Annotated in this window: 16 protein-coding genes; 10 read left to right on the top strand and 6 right to left on the bottom strand. The window is 53.3% G+C overall.

Going from position 1 to position 15,344, the window contains the following annotated elements:
* The first annotated feature begins 11 nt into the window (after positions 1–11).
* Complete coding sequence (locus EAH77_RS18850) at positions 12–728, top strand: alanine--tRNA ligase-related protein (RefSeq protein WP_161985829.1); 717 nt, start codon at positions 12–14, stop codon at positions 726–728.
* Positions 729–739: 11 nt separating this feature from the next.
* Here the strand turns inward: EAH77_RS18850 and EAH77_RS18855 are convergent, their stop codons facing one another.
* Complete coding sequence (locus EAH77_RS18855) at positions 740–2,179, bottom strand: MFS transporter (protein ID WP_140474363.1); 1,440 nt, start codon at positions 2,177–2,179, stop codon at positions 740–742.
* A 123-nt stretch (positions 2,180–2,302) separates the two neighbouring features.
* Between EAH77_RS18855 and EAH77_RS18860 the strand changes: the two genes are divergently transcribed.
* Together EAH77_RS18860 and metQ are read left to right on the top strand one after the other, a co-directional pair.
* Positions 2,303–3,238: a LysR family transcriptional regulator gene (locus tag EAH77_RS18860; protein WP_140474364.1), complete on the top strand. Its 936-nt coding sequence runs from the start codon at positions 2,303–2,305 to the stop codon at positions 3,236–3,238.
* Positions 3,239–3,462: 224 nt separating this feature from the next.
* Positions 3,463–4,287 carry a methionine ABC transporter substrate-binding lipoprotein MetQ gene (gene metQ, locus EAH77_RS18865; RefSeq protein ID WP_140474365.1) on the top strand — a complete coding sequence of 275 codons (825 nt, stop codon included), beginning with the start codon at positions 3,463–3,465 and terminating at the stop codon, positions 4,285–4,287.
* A gap of 56 nt (positions 4,288–4,343) precedes the next feature.
* Here the strand turns inward: metQ and EAH77_RS18870 are convergent, their stop codons facing one another.
* The 3 genes from EAH77_RS18870 to EAH77_RS18880 are packed head-to-tail and all read right to left on the bottom strand — an operon-like array spanning position 4,344 to position 6,100.
* Positions 4,344–5,171, bottom strand: a complete 828-nt coding sequence (locus EAH77_RS18870) for a helix-turn-helix transcriptional regulator (protein ID WP_206664895.1) — start codon at positions 5,169–5,171, stop codon at positions 4,344–4,346.
* A 5-nt stretch (positions 5,172–5,176) separates the two neighbouring features.
* Complete coding sequence (gene tehB / locus EAH77_RS18875; RefSeq protein WP_140474366.1) at positions 5,177–5,791, bottom strand: tellurite resistance methyltransferase TehB; 615 nt, start codon at positions 5,789–5,791, stop codon at positions 5,177–5,179.
* A 24-nt stretch (positions 5,792–5,815) separates the two neighbouring features.
* Positions 5,816–6,100 (bottom strand): hypothetical protein, encoded by a 285-nt coding sequence (locus EAH77_RS18880; RefSeq protein WP_140474367.1) that lies wholly within the window; start codon positions 6,098–6,100, stop codon positions 5,816–5,818.
* A 229-nt stretch (positions 6,101–6,329) separates the two neighbouring features.
* On the opposite strand from EAH77_RS18880, the gene EAH77_RS25575 reads away from it, so the two are divergent.
* Positions 6,330–6,494 carry a hypothetical protein gene (locus EAH77_RS25575; protein ID WP_241673493.1) on the top strand — a complete coding sequence of 55 codons (165 nt, stop codon included), beginning with the start codon at positions 6,330–6,332 and terminating at the stop codon, positions 6,492–6,494.
* Between the two features lie 433 nt (positions 6,495–6,927).
* Here the strand turns inward: EAH77_RS25575 and EAH77_RS18890 are convergent, their stop codons facing one another.
* The gene (locus tag EAH77_RS18890; RefSeq protein ID WP_140474368.1) at positions 6,928–8,298 is read right to left on the bottom strand and encodes an MFS transporter; all 1,371 of its coding nucleotides are present in this window, start codon (positions 8,296–8,298) and stop codon (positions 6,928–6,930) included.
* A 122-nt stretch (positions 8,299–8,420) separates the two neighbouring features.
* Between EAH77_RS18890 and EAH77_RS18895 the strand changes: the two genes are divergently transcribed.
* Both EAH77_RS18895 and EAH77_RS18900 read left to right on the top strand, forming a co-directional pair.
* Positions 8,421–9,215, top strand: a complete 795-nt coding sequence (locus tag EAH77_RS18895) for an ArsR/SmtB family transcription factor (RefSeq protein ID WP_140474369.1) — start codon at positions 8,421–8,423, stop codon at positions 9,213–9,215.
* Positions 9,216–9,277: 62 nt separating this feature from the next.
* The gene (locus EAH77_RS18900) at positions 9,278–9,622 is read left to right on the top strand and encodes a YebG family protein (RefSeq protein ID WP_140474370.1); all 345 of its coding nucleotides are present in this window, start codon (positions 9,278–9,280) and stop codon (positions 9,620–9,622) included.
* A gap of 160 nt (positions 9,623–9,782) precedes the next feature.
* Here the strand turns inward: EAH77_RS18900 and EAH77_RS18905 are convergent, their stop codons facing one another.
* Entirely contained in the window at positions 9,783–10,676 is an 894-nt protein-coding gene (locus tag EAH77_RS18905) for a LysR family transcriptional regulator (RefSeq protein WP_140474371.1), read from the bottom strand.
* 124 nt (positions 10,677–10,800) lie between these two features.
* Between EAH77_RS18905 and EAH77_RS18910 the strand changes: the two genes are divergently transcribed.
* From EAH77_RS18910 to EAH77_RS18925, 4 genes are all read left to right on the top strand, one after another.
* The gene (locus EAH77_RS18910) at positions 10,801–12,183 is read left to right on the top strand and encodes an MFS transporter (protein WP_140474372.1); all 1,383 of its coding nucleotides are present in this window, start codon (positions 10,801–10,803) and stop codon (positions 12,181–12,183) included.
* Positions 12,180–12,569, top strand: a complete 390-nt coding sequence (locus EAH77_RS18915) for a DUF4440 domain-containing protein (protein ID WP_140474373.1) — start codon at positions 12,180–12,182, stop codon at positions 12,567–12,569. Before EAH77_RS18910 ends, EAH77_RS18915 begins: the two co-directional genes overlap by 4 nt.
* A gap of 689 nt (positions 12,570–13,258) precedes the next feature.
* The gene (locus tag EAH77_RS18920) at positions 13,259–13,891 is read left to right on the top strand and encodes an RraA family protein (RefSeq protein WP_140474374.1); all 633 of its coding nucleotides are present in this window, start codon (positions 13,259–13,261) and stop codon (positions 13,889–13,891) included.
* 68 nt (positions 13,892–13,959) lie between these two features.
* A complete protein-coding gene (locus tag EAH77_RS18925; RefSeq protein ID WP_140474375.1) occupies positions 13,960–15,330 on the top strand; it encodes an MFS transporter in 1,371 nt (456 codons plus the stop codon).
* Positions 15,331–15,344: the final 14 nt, after the last annotated feature.

Raw genomic sequence — 15,344 nt, forward strand, 5'->3', positions numbered from 1 at the left:
AGGAATATCGCATGACGTTGTTATTAAGCCGCAGCCAGCCTGAGCTGACGACCTGTACCGCCACGATTTTGCATACTGGCACCGATGAGAAAGGGCACTATTTTGTCACCGGAGAAACGGTGTTTTATCCGCAGGGCGGCGGGCAGATGTCGGATGTGGGCAGCGTGACATACAACGACCAGCCGTTTGCCATTAAACAGGTATTGATGAATGCGGGTGAGGCTCGACATTATCTGGCGGATGCCCTGATCGCGCTGGAAGAGGGTGCAGAAGTACAACTGGACATTGACGCGGCATTTCGCCAGCGGGCGTCCATCGCCCATACGGCAGGCCACCTGATCTCGCACGTGGTTGAAACCCTGATGCCTTCACTGATACCCGCCAAAGGTCACCATTTTCTGCCGGGCTCGTATGTGGAATTCAGCGGTAACAGCACGTTATCCGCCGAACAGTTGCTGGAGCAGGTGAAGGAAAAAGTGCAGCAGGCCATCGATGCCGATTTACCGGTCACGACCGGCACTCTCAGTTTTGACGAGATTGCCGGTCTGCGCCCTGAGCTGGCCGGGGCTATTCCGCAAAATGAGGCGATCCGCACGGTGACGATTGGCGGTTATCTGCCCTTCGCCTGCGGTGGCACCCATGCGGGTAGCACAGGTGCACTGCAGGGCCTGGAACTACGCAAAATCAAAGTCAAAGATCGGGTGAAAATCAGTTATGAAATCGCGTAATGTGCACTGATTTATAGCGCTTTTTGTTCCTGGCTGCCCGCCTTGCGCAGGCGGCTAACGCTGATGACGACAGCCAGCAGCGTGGCGGCGACGGCGACCCACAAACTCAACTGAACCGCCTGTGCTTCCTGTAGTGCATTTTTCAGGGGATCGCTGGCGGGCTGTACATACATCGACAGAATAACCCCGACAAAGGCCGCGCCCAGACACTGGCCGAAAGTGCGCATTATCGCCAGAACACCTGATGCATAACCGCTGTTCTCACGGGAGGCATTCGACAGCATTTCGCGGTTGTTAGGGCTTTGAAAACAACCAAACCCGATACCGCATACCCAACTTCTGAGGCCGATGTCCCATGCCTGTGCGTGATCGGGAAGTTGCGCCAGCAGCACTAATCCAATCGCAAACAGACAGAGTCCTGCAGTAGAAATAATGGCTGCAGGATAGCGGTCGGCGAGCCGTCCGGCATAAGGTGCCGCCAGCATAATGCCTATTGGCCAGGGGGTAAAAAGCAGCGCCGACACAAATGCGCTGTAACCATAAACACTCTGGAACAGAAACGGTAATGCAATGAAGGTCATGCCCTGACTGACAAAAGAGGCCAGTGAGGTGAGCGCCGCCAGCGAAAACCGCGAGGAAGCAAACATGCTCAGTGGCAGAAGTGGCTTTGGTGCGCGTCGCTGACGCCAGACAAACGCTGCGCCAGCAAGGATCGCGGTTAACCCGTAAGCTATTGCGGCCGTGAGATCGCCATTACCCGGATGTGAAAAGGTGTCCGCCGCCATGACCAGCGACCCTAGCGCCCCTGCTGACAAGATAGCTCCCGCGAAATCAAAAGATTCACGCGTTGAGGCCGGTTTACCGGGAATCACCCGCAGGGTGAGGATCACCGCAACAATGCCGAGCGGGATATTGATGGCGAACAACCACTGCCAGCTCATGGCCGACAATATAGTGCCGCCAAGTACGGGCGCGATGGCCGTGCTGATGGCAATCATTAAGGCATTCAGACCGAGTATTCGCCCCAGCAAACGGTTGGGAAAAATCGATCTCAGGATCGCCGGCCCAATACTCAGCGTGGCCGCACCGCCAATACCCTGTAGTACCCGCATGACAATCAACATATCCAGCGTCGATGCTAACGCGCACCCCACTGATGCCAGCGTGAACACGCTAAGACCGAGGGTAAACAGCGCCCGAAAGCCGATGCGGTTGGCCAGCGCGGCAAAGATCGCCAGCGTCATGGCGGCAGACAACAAATAGCCGTTCGATACCCAGACGGCCGATCCTGCGGAGACGTCCAGTGCATGCGCTATTTGCGGCAATGCGATGTTGACCATTGAACCGTCAAAGACCGCCATGGTGGTCATCGTCATGACGGCTGCCATGGCGAAACCACGTTCGCGGCCTGGCAGGCCTTCGTCGCCAGGTTTGTTAGAGAATAATTCCATATACCGATAATCCCTTTTGGGTTGGTGAGTGCAGGAACTATATCCACGCGTGACATAAGGCGGAAGGCGCAGCCTTTGCACTTATAACCTGCATGAAACGCCTTATCTGAGTTACTATGCGCTATGAATGAACCTGACTTGAACTTACTCATCGCGCTCGATGTACTTCTTGCTGAAGGAAGTGTAGCGGGTGCTGCGCGTCGTTTGGGATTAAGTGCATCGGCAATGAGCCGCACACTTAGCCGCCTTCGTGCCACCACCGGCGACCCATTGCTGGTGCGGGCGGGACGACACATGGTGTTGACGCCACATGCTGAGGACATTCGTACACGTACGCAAAGTGCGGCCTTTGAGGCGCGAGCTGTGCTGAGTCCCTCGGCGTCAGTGCTTAATCTCTCCACGCTAGAACGCACCTTTACCCTTCGATCCAATGATGGTTTTGTGGTGGCTTTTGGTGCTTCGCTGATTGCGGCGGCGGCGGCCGTAGCACCTTTGGTATGCTTACGTTTTGCGCCTAAGCCAGAAAAAAGTGCCAGACAATTACGCGAAGGCCAGGTGGATCTCGAGATTGGTGTGCTGGGGGAGAACGCCATGGGGCCGGAAATACGTCTGCAGGCGCTGTTCCGGGACCGCTTCGTTGCGGTGGTCAGAAAGGGTCATCCGCTTGAGCAGGTTACGATGATGACCGCCGCTCAGTATGCCTCTTTCGGGCATGTGGTTGTTTCACGCCGTGAACGTTTCAGCGGGCCGGTAGATCAGGCGCTGGCTGAATTGGGTCTGGAACGCAACATTGCAGCCGTTGTGCCGGGCTTTTCGGCTGCGCTGGCGGTGGCTCAGGCCTCTGATCTGGTTGCCCTGGTTCCCGCTTCTTTCCTTATTTTTCAGTCGGTGACTTACGATAAACAGGCCATGGCGGCGCTCTATGCTTTTGAACTTCCTGTCAAAACCCGCGAAATCACGATATCGCAGATGTGGCACCCACGTTCCGAGGCAGACCCTGCTCATCGCTGGCTCCGACAATTGCTGTTGAGCGTCTGCCGCCAACGGTTGCCCGAGTAAAACCCCCCTTATTGAAATAACGTATCCGCAGCCCTGACAGTGCACGCTGATATCGCGGCAAAAGTCCCGCACTTTTAATGCATAGGTTATGTCATTTTCTTATTTGCCAGCGGGGGTGCTGTTTGAAAAACTCACGTCATAGGCTTACGACACCAATAAGCTCCGTGTTTGGGGCAGGCTTCATTTTTGATTCATTTCATACAGCTAAAGGAAAGACATTCTCAATGCGCACCTCTGTGAAACTCGCGGTAAAACTCTCCCTGCTTTCAGCTTCTCTGGCTACCGCACTGATCCTCAGCGGTTGTGGGCCGAAGAAAGAAGATAATCACATCAAAGTCGGCATCAGTGCAGGCATCGACCAGCCGTTATGGGACGCGGTGAAAAAAGTGGCTAAAGATAAATACAATCTGGATGTTGAAGTGGTGACTTTTACCGATTATGTCCTGCCGAACTCGGCGCTGAGCAGCGGTGATATTGATGCCAACTCCTTCCAGCACGTGCCTTATCTGGAAAAACAGATCAAAGAGCGCGGTTATAAATTGGCCGCAGTAGGCAATACCTTTGTGTATCCGATTGCCGGATACTCGCGCAAAATTAAATCCGTTTCCGAACTGAAAGATAACGCGCAGGTGGCAGTGCCAAATGACCCGACTAACCTTGGGCGGTCATTGCTGCTGTTGCAGAAACAGGGGCTGATCACACTAAAAGCCAACGTGGGCTTGCTGCCGACGTCGCTGGATATTGTGGAAAATCCGAAGCACCTGAAAATTGTTGAAATTGAAGCACCGCAGCTGACCCGCGCCATCGATGACGACAAAATCGATCTGGCAATCATCAATACCAACTATTCAAGTCAGGTTGGCCTGACGCCGGGCAAAAATGGGCTGTTTGTCGAAGACAAGAATTCACCGTACGTGAATGTCATCGTGGCGCGTGAAGATAATAAAGATAGCCAGAAAGTGAAGGACCTGGTTAAGGCCTATCAGACAGATGAAGTCGCCGCTGCGGCCGATAAAATCTATCACGGTGATGCGGTGAAAGGCTGGTAAGGATTCTGTAATCCTGAGATTTTAAGATTACGTGATTCACTTTATAACCTGTTGAATTAGTAGGCCGAAGGCGCAACACCAAAGGCCTGCCGGAAGGCGCGGTTGAAATGGCTTTGATCATAAAAGCCGACGGACGTCGCCACCTCTGCGATACTGCGGCCGGGCTTATTCAGCCAGCCGCAGGCCACTTCCAGCCGTAAACGTTTCAGCCACGCATAGGGCGTCATGCCGGTGCGCTGGCTGAAATGGCGCAGGAACTGAAAACGGTTTAACCCGCATAACCCCGCCATCTCGCTGAGGGAGATTTTCTCAGCGAGATGTGCGTAACAATACTCTTCAATCCGGCCCCAATGAGCGGTGGATAGCCCGCTAATCTCTTCTGCCTGCTTTGCCACGTTTAACGCCACAAACAGCGGCTCCAGCGTGGCCAGATATTGCTCATCGAATGAGTGACCCGCAGCGCCAGTATTTAACGTCATCTGTTGATGCAGCGCAGTCAGGTGCTGGCTCAGGTGAGGCGACTCAATAATTTCCGGCCGCAGTGCCAGCGTCTGCCTATGTCCTGAAAACTCTTCAGCCAGACTGTCGAGCAGCGCCGGTGCGACGCGAAAGGTGCGCAGGGAATAGGCGTTACTGTTTTCGGGCGTCCCGGTATGGACTTCGCCAGGCGGCATAATCGAAATACGCCCCGCGGCTAGCACGCCGTTCTGACCGGCAAACCGCTGGCGTTGTGCGCCTTCGGCGATCAGGCCGATGTGGTAATCCAGATGGAAATGCGGCTCGAAGCTGAAATCAGTGAAATGCGCTTCACCCAGCACCATACCCGGAATGTCATCCGGGCGGTAATAGCGGACCTGGTCCTTCTTACGGCTGGGGGTGGCCATCGCGGTCAGGCTATTTTCTGTGCCAGCAAGGTCGCGAAGCGCATTTTGTAGCGGTTGCCGTTTTCGTCACGTTTATGCAGTTCACCGACGTCTTCGTTGTATTTCACTATTTTCCAGTCAGCATAATCGTTGCGCAGTTCACCGGGCTGGAAGCTGAACGGGAAGGGGATAGGGCAAGGGTAATCCGGGCTGTCCATCGCAGCGACAATCAGGTTGTAGCCCCCGACGCGGGTGCTGGAATGCATATCAGCAATGATGTTGGGGATGCTGTCGCGCTGCAAAAACATCATCACCACGGTGGAGAGAATAAAGTCATAATTTCCGCTAAAGCGATGGGTATTGAGATCGACTTCGCTGGCGGTGATATTTTGCAAGGATTCGGCCCGGATTATGTCGTTGAGTTTACCGATACTCTGCGGGTTGTGATCCCAGGCGGTGACTGTCGAACCCTTGAGGTTCAGGTACAGCGAGTTTCGTCCGCTGCCACAGCCTAAATCCAGTACTTGCCCGACAGGAACTAACGTGGCTGCGTGGATCACTTCTGAATGGGTGCGTGTCAGGCCGTATTTATCAGCGTAAAAGTCTTCGGCGCTAACAGGTGCGGCGGATTGGTTGTCCATAAGTGGGCCTCGTGATGTCCATCGTCAAAAAGATGCCGCTATTATCCTCTTAAACAGGTATTTTTCCTTCCAATTTTTTCCGTTTGCAGACAGGAAATCTTTCCACATAAGAAGGGTATGAAGGTCAGCGTAGTGGCTGAGCCTCAACGTGCTGCTTTGTGTTGCAAAAAAGCGATAAATCCCCGAATTTATGCAGAGCATAGCGGCTAATGGCGTCGAGCGTGCAATGTCTCCAGCAAACAAACATTGGCATAGAAAATCGCTGTATTTTAGGGTGACAAGGTCATTTCTTTCGATGGTATGACTCATGCCCTTATTTCAATAAGTGTCTTAATGAAATTTAGATATCTGCGGATATTGCGGGCAACTCAGCTTTCTTAAAATATGAGGCAGCTGGACATGTCTATTATATATAAGCCATAGTATAATAGATCCCGACATATGAAACATATTCCTGTATGTTATTACCGTGTCTTTTCATCGGTTAGAATTTCAATCCTCTATATTAATTAATAAAGACCAGGAAGGATTTTCCATCATGTTAGAGTATATTACACCATCACTCATTGATTTATTAACCCCCCGCAGCCCTTGTGGAGGAACAGAAAATGTTAATAAGGGGAATATTCATTTCTTTGGAGAGGTTATAGTAAATACACTGAATGTTGAAATAAAAAGACTGGGATACACGGGGGTAAGCTAATTTGGCATAACGATGAAACGGGTAATCCATTTAGTCCTGGTTTTGACGAAAAAGATAAGCCCATATTTTTTCTTCCTACAGGCGAGGTTTTTTTAGCCACGTCAAAGCATCAATTAATTACTTTCTATCACATGTTAAAATCAAAAGGCTATGCTCCTGAATACAGCCCACGGTTTGGGTTTTAAGCATAAGTCTCTCCAGATTATCTTATCGATTTATGACAAAGTATCCTCATAAGATCCTTTGTCATAAAGGGTAATTAGACATCCTTTAAAAATAATAATCTCTCTTAACGTACGCTTCCGTTCCATTAGCTCTCAAACTTTTCTGAGGGAACTTCAGGTATATGGCATTAAGTCTGTTGAGCGTAAGAAAAGAAAACTGAGCCAAAGTAAGACGGCTGAGACGTCAGGCAGCAAGACTCCCCTGACTGTCAGGGTCTGCTGCTCGTCCTCGAGCCGATAAGTATTGCGGCCCAAAACACGCCCGCAAGCAATGACAACGTGATACCGACCAGAACGGCGAGGTAAATCCCTTCGGCAGGTGGTTGAAATGCGCTCAGCAGACCGCCAAAAATCGCCACCCCAAGGGCCGAGCCTGTTTGTCTGCTCGCGTTGAGCACACCAGCTCCGACGCCTGCTTGTTCCTGTGTCACCTTACTCATGAGTGCAGCGGTTGCTACCGGGGTAATAATGCCCGCTGCCAGGCCGAGCGCCGGAAAAAATAGCGCAATATGCCAGTAGGGCACATCGTCTCTCAGGCCAAACAGGCCGACAAACCCTACGGCGTATAAAACACAGCACCCGGATATCAGCCTAATCGGGCCGAAGACTTTATTCAGTTTCCCGGAGATAAAACTGCCCGTTGTCACCATCACGGTTAAAGGCAGGAAAGCCATACCTGAATCAAAGGGCGACCACCCGCGGATCTGCTGAAAATACATGCTTAACAGGAAAAATAGCCCATAAAAAACCAGCGCAGACATCAGTGACACAACGACAGACGCTGAAAATAGAGGAAGGCGGAACAAGGCCAAAGGCAGCATAGGATATTGATGTGTTCGCTCAGTCAGAATAAAACCAGCCCATGAGCTTAAGGCGATGAACACGCCAAAGCGTATCTCGTTATCTTGCCATCCCAGTTGGGGAACCTGAATCAGCACGGCCATCGAGCTGCTCAGTGCAATAATTACCCACAGCTGGCCCGCTAAGTCCAACGCCCTATTCAGTTGCACCCTGGGTGGCGTGTTGATCCGCATTGCCAATACCATTGCTGACAACGCTACCGGCACATTCAGCAGGAAAATGCTTCGCCAACCCAGCAGCTGAATAATGATCCCACCCAACAACGGACCTGCGGCCATAGCGAGTCCCCCGCATCCAGCCCAGACGGCAATGGCTTTAGCCCGTTGATGTGCTTTGGGAAAAGCTTCATTAATTAACGACAGCGAGGAGGGGACAAGGAGTGAGGCACCGATCCCCTGCAAGACTCTGGCCACGATAAGCACCGTCAGCGTTGAAGACTGCCCACAAATGAGCGAGGCAACGGCAAATAAGAGCAGGCCCGCAACATAAATATTTTTGGCCCCGAGTTTGTCTCCCAACGCCCCCCCACTGAGCAGCAGGGCCGCGAAGGTCAAGGTATAGGCATTCACTATCCATTGCAGCCCGGCTATCGTCGAATGCAAACTGAGCGCAATGTCCGAAAGTGCCACATTCACGATACTGGTATCGAGTATCACGATGATGTAACTCAGGCTGGTGGCGAGCAGAACCTGCCGTTGATGGGGGGAAAGGTTTTTCATGTCAAAGCATCGCGTGGTAATGAGGATAATGGACTATACCTTTATGCTCATTCGCCATGATTCGACCAAAATCGAAGTGTGCACTTTTCTCTTAACGCCCCTCACCATGAGGCTGGATAATAATGAATCAATTTCAAATTTCAGTAGTGGCTCATCTCATTGCCGAGCCGGTCCGATCGGTGATGTTGATCATGTTATCTGGCGGCGAAGCTTTCTCCGCCGGGGCATTGGCAGAGGCGGCAGGAGTGACGGCACAAACCGCGAGTTTTCACCTGGCAAAGTTACGGGAAGGCGGGCTGGTGAGCGTAGAATCGGCTGGCCGCTACCGTTATTTCCGCTTAGCCGGGCCCCATATTGCGCACCTGCTTGAGAGCCTGGCGTCGGTGGGGCCGGTGACGTCTACCTGGCTGACCACCCCGAGCCCGGCGGCGAAAAATTTGCGTTTTGCCCGCTGCTGTTACGATCATCTGGCCGGGCAAGCCGGCGTTGCCATTACGCAGGGGATGCTTAATCGCCATCTGATTATGAAATGTGATAACTCGCAGTACTCCCTGACAGAAGCCGGTTTCAGGTGGTTTGAGGAGCAAGGCATTGAACTGGCAGAAAGGGGCTTAGGAAAGACAGAGACTATTCGCGGGTGTCTCGACTGGACAGAGCGGCAATACCATCTTGCCGGCCCCCTCGGCGCGCAAATGCTGCATGTGTTTATTGAGAAAAAGTGGGTCGTCCGTCAGGCGGACTCGCGGGCCTTAAAGGTCACCGCCACGGGCTGGGAAGCATTTGAAAAGCATTTCGGCATGGGCTACCAGAAGGGAAACATCACTCTGGAGCAGGACGATGTCGTTTTTTTAGAACGCAATCGTCCTGCCACCATCATTCCCCTAAACAACTTGCCAATAAAGTCTTCTAAACGATGAGAGGGTGTATCTTGCCCTCATTACTGTCATACTGTATGTAATCACAGTGTAAGGAGCGAATCATGGCTGTTGTAACAAAATTTGTTGTGGTCAGAAAAGGTGAAGAGAAGATGACATTTGCCAACAAAAAAGAAGCGGATGCTTACGATAAAATGCTCGATATGGCTGACGCCTTCAGTGAGTGGCTGCTCAAGAGCGATCTTCAACTGGACGACGCCGTGGCTGAAAATATCGCGCTTTATCTGGCTGAACAAAAAGATGCCGTTCAGCATATTCTGCGTACCAGCAAATTGCCGGAAGCGGAAAGTATTGAACAGCCCGTCGCTGAGACAGAAGAACCCGCAGAACCGATAGATGCTGAAGAAGCAACAAGCAGTAAAAAGGCCCGTTCAGTGAAAGCCGCCTGAATGGCTGACTAAAGCGCGCCCTGAATGTAAAATGCGCTCAGGCTTTCTTGCTCAGTGAGGAAGCCTGCGGTTCATTATCAGTTTCCTTCGTATGTGTGTTACCCCCCCTTTTTTTTTCCAAAATTGATAGGCCACTTAACCATCGCGTAGTGGCCTGGCTTCACCCGCTCACCCGGCTTTGCAAAAAATCAATAAAGGCCCGCACTTTTTCCGGGACGTGGCGGGTATTGGGGTAGAGCGCGTAAATCCCTTGCTGAGGAAAACGGTGATCGGGTAGCAGAAGGGTCAGACGACCGGCGGCGATATCCTCCTGCACCAGCCACGCCGGAAGCAGGGCGACGCCCGCACCGCTCAGAGCAAAGGCCAGTAAGGACGCCGCGCTGTCAGCCGTCAGCATCGGGGAGTTAGCGTTAAACAGCACGGTTTCACCGGCGGGCGTCACTACCTGCCAGGTTAAAGGCGTGGCGAGGCGGCTGTGGGCAATCCAGCGTGCTTGTTCAAGCTGCTTAAGATCTGCCATCTGCCCGCCGTAAGGCTGTAAATACGCGGCGGACGCCACGGGAAAAATAGCGAAGTGGTCGATCAGCGCCGCGTGATGGCTGGAATCTGCCAGCTGGCCCAAACGGATCGCCACGTCAAACCGCCCTGAGATCAGGTCATCATGACTTGACGAAGAAACGTGCTGAATGCGCAGTTGCGGATGCAGCGCGGTAAAAGCCGCCAGTGCCGAAACTACCACCCGTGCGCCATACTCCGGCGTAGTCGTGATGCGCAGCAGTCCGCTGAACCCGGCATGGTCGCGGCGCACGTCGTCGAGCACGCTTTCTGCATCCTGCAACAGTTGCAGGCAACGCTGATAAAAACGCTCGCCGGCATCGGTCATGGCGATGCGCCGGGTCGTGCGGGTCAGCAGCGAGACACCAAGTTCCGCCTCCAACTGCTTGATATTAAAACTCACCACCGCTTTGGTCAGCCCCAGTGTCTGAGCGGCGGCCGTAAAACTGCCGGCAGCCACCACCGCCACAAACATCTCCAGCCGCTGCAAATTCAGCATCTCACTTCCTTTCATAAGGCAGATTGTCAAAATACATTTGACAGTGTAACTGCCGCAGGCGGATTTATCCCGCCTTAATCCCCCTCTACACTGCGTGCCTGATAGTATTTCTTATGAGAAAACGATGACCTACCGGACGCGTGTCGCCTGCGTTTACCTGCTGGGCTTTTTTATCGATCTGATCAACATGTTTATTGCCAACGTGGCCTACCCGGATATTGCGCGATACTTTGATACGCCGGTCAGTCTGCTGGCCTGGGTGAGTAATGGCTATATTCTCGGGCTGACGTTGATCATCCCGCTCAGCGGCTGGCTGGCGAAACGTGTCGGCTCAAAGCGTCTTTTTATGCTGTCGTTGCTGATTTTTATGCTCGGCAGCGGCGGTGCGGGCAGTGCGTCATCCATGACGCAGCTGATCGGTTGGCGGTTAGTGCAGGGGCTGGGCGGTGGTCTGCTGATCCCGCTTGGGCAGACGCTGACCTATGCGTTGTACCGCAGCCATGAACGCGCCAGATTGTCCGCTGCCATCATGCTGGTGGGTTTACTGGCCCCGGCGCTGTCGCCTGCGCTCGGTGGAATCATTGTCGACAACGTCAGCTGGCGCTGGGTATTTTTTGCCAGCCTGCCGCTGGCGATAGTGGCGCTGATCCTGGCCGGATACTGGCTGAAATCGGACAGGCCAACCCGACCTGCGGAGCCGCTGGATCTCAGCGGTCTGCTGACCTCTTGCGGCGCGCTGACGCTTATCCTGCTGGGGCTGACCCGTATGGGTGAAGCGCACCAGGAGGTATCCGGCGGATTGATGCTGTTGGGAGGCATCGCGCTGATGGCGTGGTATGTGCGCGGCGCACTGCGCAAACCGCAGCCGCTGCTGAACCTGCGGCTGGTGCAGGATCCGCTGCTGCGCATTGCGATGCTTATCTATCAGTTTATCCCTGGCCTGTTTACCGGCGTCAGCCTGGTTGCCATGCTGTACCTGCAAAATCAACTGGGCATGCGGGCCGGTGAGGTGGGGGCATTGATGCTGCCGTGGGCGCTGGCTGCGTTTGTGGCCATCAGCCTGACCGGCAAACAGTTTAACCGCTGGGGGCCGCGTCCGCTGTTTATTACGGGTTGCGTGATGCAGGGGATGGGTATTGCTTTATTGACCCAAATCAGCACGTCAGGTGACGTTGTCACTTCTGTTGCTGCGTTTACCCTGATGGGATTTGGCAGCAGCCTGTGCAGCAGCACGGCGCAGAGTTGTGCTTTTATCCAGATTAAGGATACCCAGCTGGCGGACGCCAGCGCGCTGTGGAACATCAACCGTCAGCTGAGTTTCTGTTTTGGCGTCACGCTGCTCAGCTTATTGCTCAATCTGTTGCTCGGCCAGGCGGGCATTGCTTCGCAACAGGCTTACCGCCTCTGTTTTGCGCTGGCTGCCGGTAGTGTCGTCATTCCGATTTTACTGTGCCTGCGGATAGCCAACCGCAACGTGATCTTTACCCTGAACCAGGAGAAACCATGAACCGTTATTTGCAGGAAGTGCTCGATGCGCATCAGTTAATCAGTCGCTGGCTGGGCGAGGCCAGTGCGCCGCAAGACGTATGCGAAACACTGCTGGCCCGCTTCAGCCCGGCCTTTTCCATGGTCGGGCTCAGTGGGAACCGGCTGGACAACGCCGGGCTCAGCGCATTTTTCCGTGCACAAGGCGGGGCAAAAGCCGGGCTTGAGATCGGCATTGAAAACATGCAACTGGTGGCCGAAAGCGCAACGGGCGCGGTAGTGACCTATCAGGAACGCCAGCAACTTCCCGGCCAGAATGCGACGCTGCGTTATTCCACCGTAGTGTTTGAACTGGGAGAAACGGGTCAGGTGGTGTGGCGGCATCTGCATGAAACAGCAGCGGCATGATGAAACGCCGGTTGCGCAAATGATAGAGATCACGTAACAAGTAACACAATTATGTAACATAACTAACAGTGATAACTGTCACTGTTTCTGTGCGAAAAAAAGCCTCTTATGGTGGTCCGAATGCTTCCGGCAGATGACCAGCAGGAGGCTTTTTTTTTCGCAACGGCAGATACGGAGGTGAAGCGGGGCGCGTTAACAGTGCAAAAGAGTATGGGCAGATGGCTGATAAACGGAAGTATTCTTCTTTGATATTAGTCATGCGCCATAATAGTTCAGTGCACTCCCCATAATAGGGCGCTGAGCTTTTTATTTAATTATTTTTCATTATCCTTCCTTACGCTATTAATTTTAATAATTAATCCGGCGAAATATTCAATTCCCTGCTTTTATGTTTCTTTTCTTCCCCTCTGAACAATAAGTAAAACTTATTCATTTTTGAATTAATGCAAAAGATAAAATTAATATCTTGTTGAATTTTATGGTTTTTATGGACTTATTTACAGGGGGTGCTACTGGTGAAATTTCAAACGCCCTGTTTTCTTTGAAGAAAATCCCATCGCGGAAAAAATAATCATCTTTTTGTTGACGGCGTTATTTTTAAAATGATAAACATTTCTCATTCGATATTTAATTATACTTTATCCCTCAGATTTCAACGTCCGAAAAATAACATAAAAGAGGAATTCACCATGTCGCTTGAAGATGCAGATATTCGTTTCGCCCCGCGTTGGGAACGCCCGTCAGTTGAATGGATTGAAGCGTTTAAACCCTTTCCGGTTGCCAACATCGGCGATGCCATGGAACGCCTTGGCATGTGTGACGCCGGGCTGGTGCCGCTGTTTCCGGGTATCCACTTTGTCGGTTTTGCATTGCCGGTATTGGTTCCCGCGGGTGATAACGCCGCAGTGATCCGGGCGCTGGAGGTGATTGAGCCGGGCGACGTGATGATGATTAACGGGCTGGGCCACATCGACCGCGCTCTGGTTGGCGAGCAACTGACCCAGCGCTTTCAGCATGCCGGGGCCAACGGCGCGGTGATCGACGGTGCCGTGCGTGACCGCCGCATTATCGAGTCAGTCAATTTCCCGACCTTCGCCCGTGGCACGAGTCCTGCAGGGCCTTATAAAAACGGTCCGGGGGTGATCGGCGAGCCGGTCGCCATCGGCGGCGTGGTGTGTTGTGCGGGCGATATCGTGGTCGCCGACGACGATGGCATCGCCATTATTCCCTTCTGGCGGGCAGAGGCGATTCTCGCCAGCGTAAAAGAGGTGGCAAGACGGGAAGCTGAAATGACCGCCGAAGTGACCCAAAAGTATCGCTGATCTGACGTAATTGCGGTCGGTCTCCCAGAGAAACCGGCCCGACATTCACATGATTGCAGGGCAGAACAATGACTAAATCATCTATGGCATTAATGGACCAAGCAATGCCTGCAAAGGAGAGTGCATCACGTTCGGTTAACCGCCATTCGGCTGTCAAAAATAGCGCCGTTAAACGTGCGTCCTTTGCCGGGGGCGTCGGCTCATTTGTCGAATGGTATGACTACGGTATTTACGGTTTGCTGGTCGGTACGCTGGCGCTGGTTTTCTCGGCCAATGATATCGGTGGCACCAACGCAGGTCTGATGCTGACCTACGTGGGCTTTACGGTCAGCTTTGTGGTGCGGCCTTTCGGCGGCATTATCTGCGGCTATCTGGGTGACAAGATGGGGCGGCAGAAATTACTGGCGGTGCTGTTGCTGATGATCTCGCTGGCGACGGCGGCCATTGGCCTGCTGCCCGGCTATAGCAGCATCGGCTGGGCGGCCCCGGCGTTATTGATTTTGCTGCGCCTGGTGCAGGGGTTCTCCGCCGGTGGCGAAGTCTCCGGTGCCGGTTCTTTTGTGGCGGAGTATGCCGAAGATCATCGCCGTGCCACGGTGATGTCGCCGCTGGTGATGGGGTCGTTTATCGCATTGCTGTTCGGCAGTCTGCTGATCAGCGGTCTGATTAACTATTACGGTATGGATGCCATGCGTAGCTGGGCCTGGCGTATTCCGTTCCTGCTGGCGATCCCGATGGCGATGATCGGTTTTTATATCCGTACCCGCATTGAAGACACGCCGCATTTTAAGCTGGTGAAAGAGAGCCAGCGCATTGTGCCCAATCCGCTGAAAGAGGTGCTCTCCTCTCCACGCCATCTGAAGGCCATCGGTCTGGCGATCACGCTGCCTGCGGTCAATGGCCCTGGCTACTACATCCTGTTCGTCTATATGCCGACTTATCTCAACAAAGTGATGCACTTCAGCCAGATGCAAAGCCTGTTGGTGACCGCCTGTGGTCTGCTGACCATCATCGGTGCTATTCCGATGATGGCCTGGCTGTCTGACCGTCTGGGTCGAAAACCGCTGCTGATCGCCTCCGCCATTGCGATGGGTGTGCTGGCCTGGCCCTGTTTCTGGCTGCTGACGCTGGGCATGATGCCACTGGCCTGTATGTCCGCGATGCTGCTGGCCTTTGCATTTGCCGGTCACGCCGGCGTGATTCAAAGCACGCTGGCGGAAATGTTCCCGACCACCGTGCGCTACAGCGCCTACAGCATCGGTTTTAACCTCTCTACCGTGGTATTTGGCGGCTCCGCGCCGCTGCTGATGACCTGGCTGATTGGCCTGACGGGTATCGCCAGCATCCCGAGCTATATGGTGATCCTCACCGCCTCGCTGACCTTAATCAGCGCCCTGTACCTGAAAGAAACGGCCGGACAGCCGCTGCGCGACAGCTGAGGCGTCATGCACTC

It is taken from the genome of Ewingella americana, from assembly GCF_006438725.1.
Lineage (GTDB): Bacteria > Pseudomonadota > Gammaproteobacteria > Enterobacterales > Enterobacteriaceae > Ewingella > Ewingella americana_A.

Excerpts from the sequence above, each read along its gene's own strand:
- EAH77_RS18850 (WP_161985829.1), top strand. The coding sequence starts at position 12 with ATGACGTTGTTATTAAGCCGCAGCCAGCCTGAGCTGACGACCTGTACC.
- EAH77_RS18855 (WP_140474363.1), bottom strand. The coding sequence starts at position 2,179 with ATGGAATTATTCTCTAACAAACCTGGCGACGAAGGCCTGCCAGGCCGC.
- EAH77_RS18860 (WP_140474364.1), top strand. The coding sequence starts at position 2,303 with ATGAATGAACCTGACTTGAACTTACTCATCGCGCTCGATGTACTTCTT.
- metQ (WP_140474365.1), top strand. The coding sequence starts at position 3,463 with ATGCGCACCTCTGTGAAACTCGCGGTAAAACTCTCCCTGCTTTCAGCT.
- EAH77_RS18870 (WP_206664895.1), bottom strand. The coding sequence starts at position 5,171 with ATGGCCACCCCCAGCCGTAAGAAGGACCAGGTCCGCTATTACCGCCCG.
- tehB (WP_140474366.1), bottom strand. The coding sequence starts at position 5,791 with ATGGACAACCAATCCGCCGCACCTGTTAGCGCCGAAGACTTTTACGCT.
- EAH77_RS18880 (WP_140474367.1), bottom strand. The coding sequence starts at position 6,100 with ATGAGTCATACCATCGAAAGAAATGACCTTGTCACCCTAAAATACAGC.
- EAH77_RS25575 (WP_241673493.1), top strand. The coding sequence starts at position 6,330 with ATGTTAGAGTATATTACACCATCACTCATTGATTTATTAACCCCCCGC.
- EAH77_RS18890 (WP_140474368.1), bottom strand. The coding sequence starts at position 8,298 with ATGAAAAACCTTTCCCCCCATCAACGGCAGGTTCTGCTCGCCACCAGC.
- EAH77_RS18895 (WP_140474369.1), top strand. The coding sequence starts at position 8,421 with ATGAATCAATTTCAAATTTCAGTAGTGGCTCATCTCATTGCCGAGCCG.
- EAH77_RS18900 (WP_140474370.1), top strand. The coding sequence starts at position 9,278 with ATGGCTGTTGTAACAAAATTTGTTGTGGTCAGAAAAGGTGAAGAGAAG.
- EAH77_RS18905 (WP_140474371.1), bottom strand. The coding sequence starts at position 10,676 with ATGCTGAATTTGCAGCGGCTGGAGATGTTTGTGGCGGTGGTGGCTGCC.
- EAH77_RS18910 (WP_140474372.1), top strand. The coding sequence starts at position 10,801 with ATGACCTACCGGACGCGTGTCGCCTGCGTTTACCTGCTGGGCTTTTTT.
- EAH77_RS18915 (WP_140474373.1), top strand. The coding sequence starts at position 12,180 with ATGAACCGTTATTTGCAGGAAGTGCTCGATGCGCATCAGTTAATCAGT.
- EAH77_RS18920 (WP_140474374.1), top strand. The coding sequence starts at position 13,259 with ATGTCGCTTGAAGATGCAGATATTCGTTTCGCCCCGCGTTGGGAACGC.
- EAH77_RS18925 (WP_140474375.1), top strand. The coding sequence starts at position 13,960 with ATGACTAAATCATCTATGGCATTAATGGACCAAGCAATGCCTGCAAAG.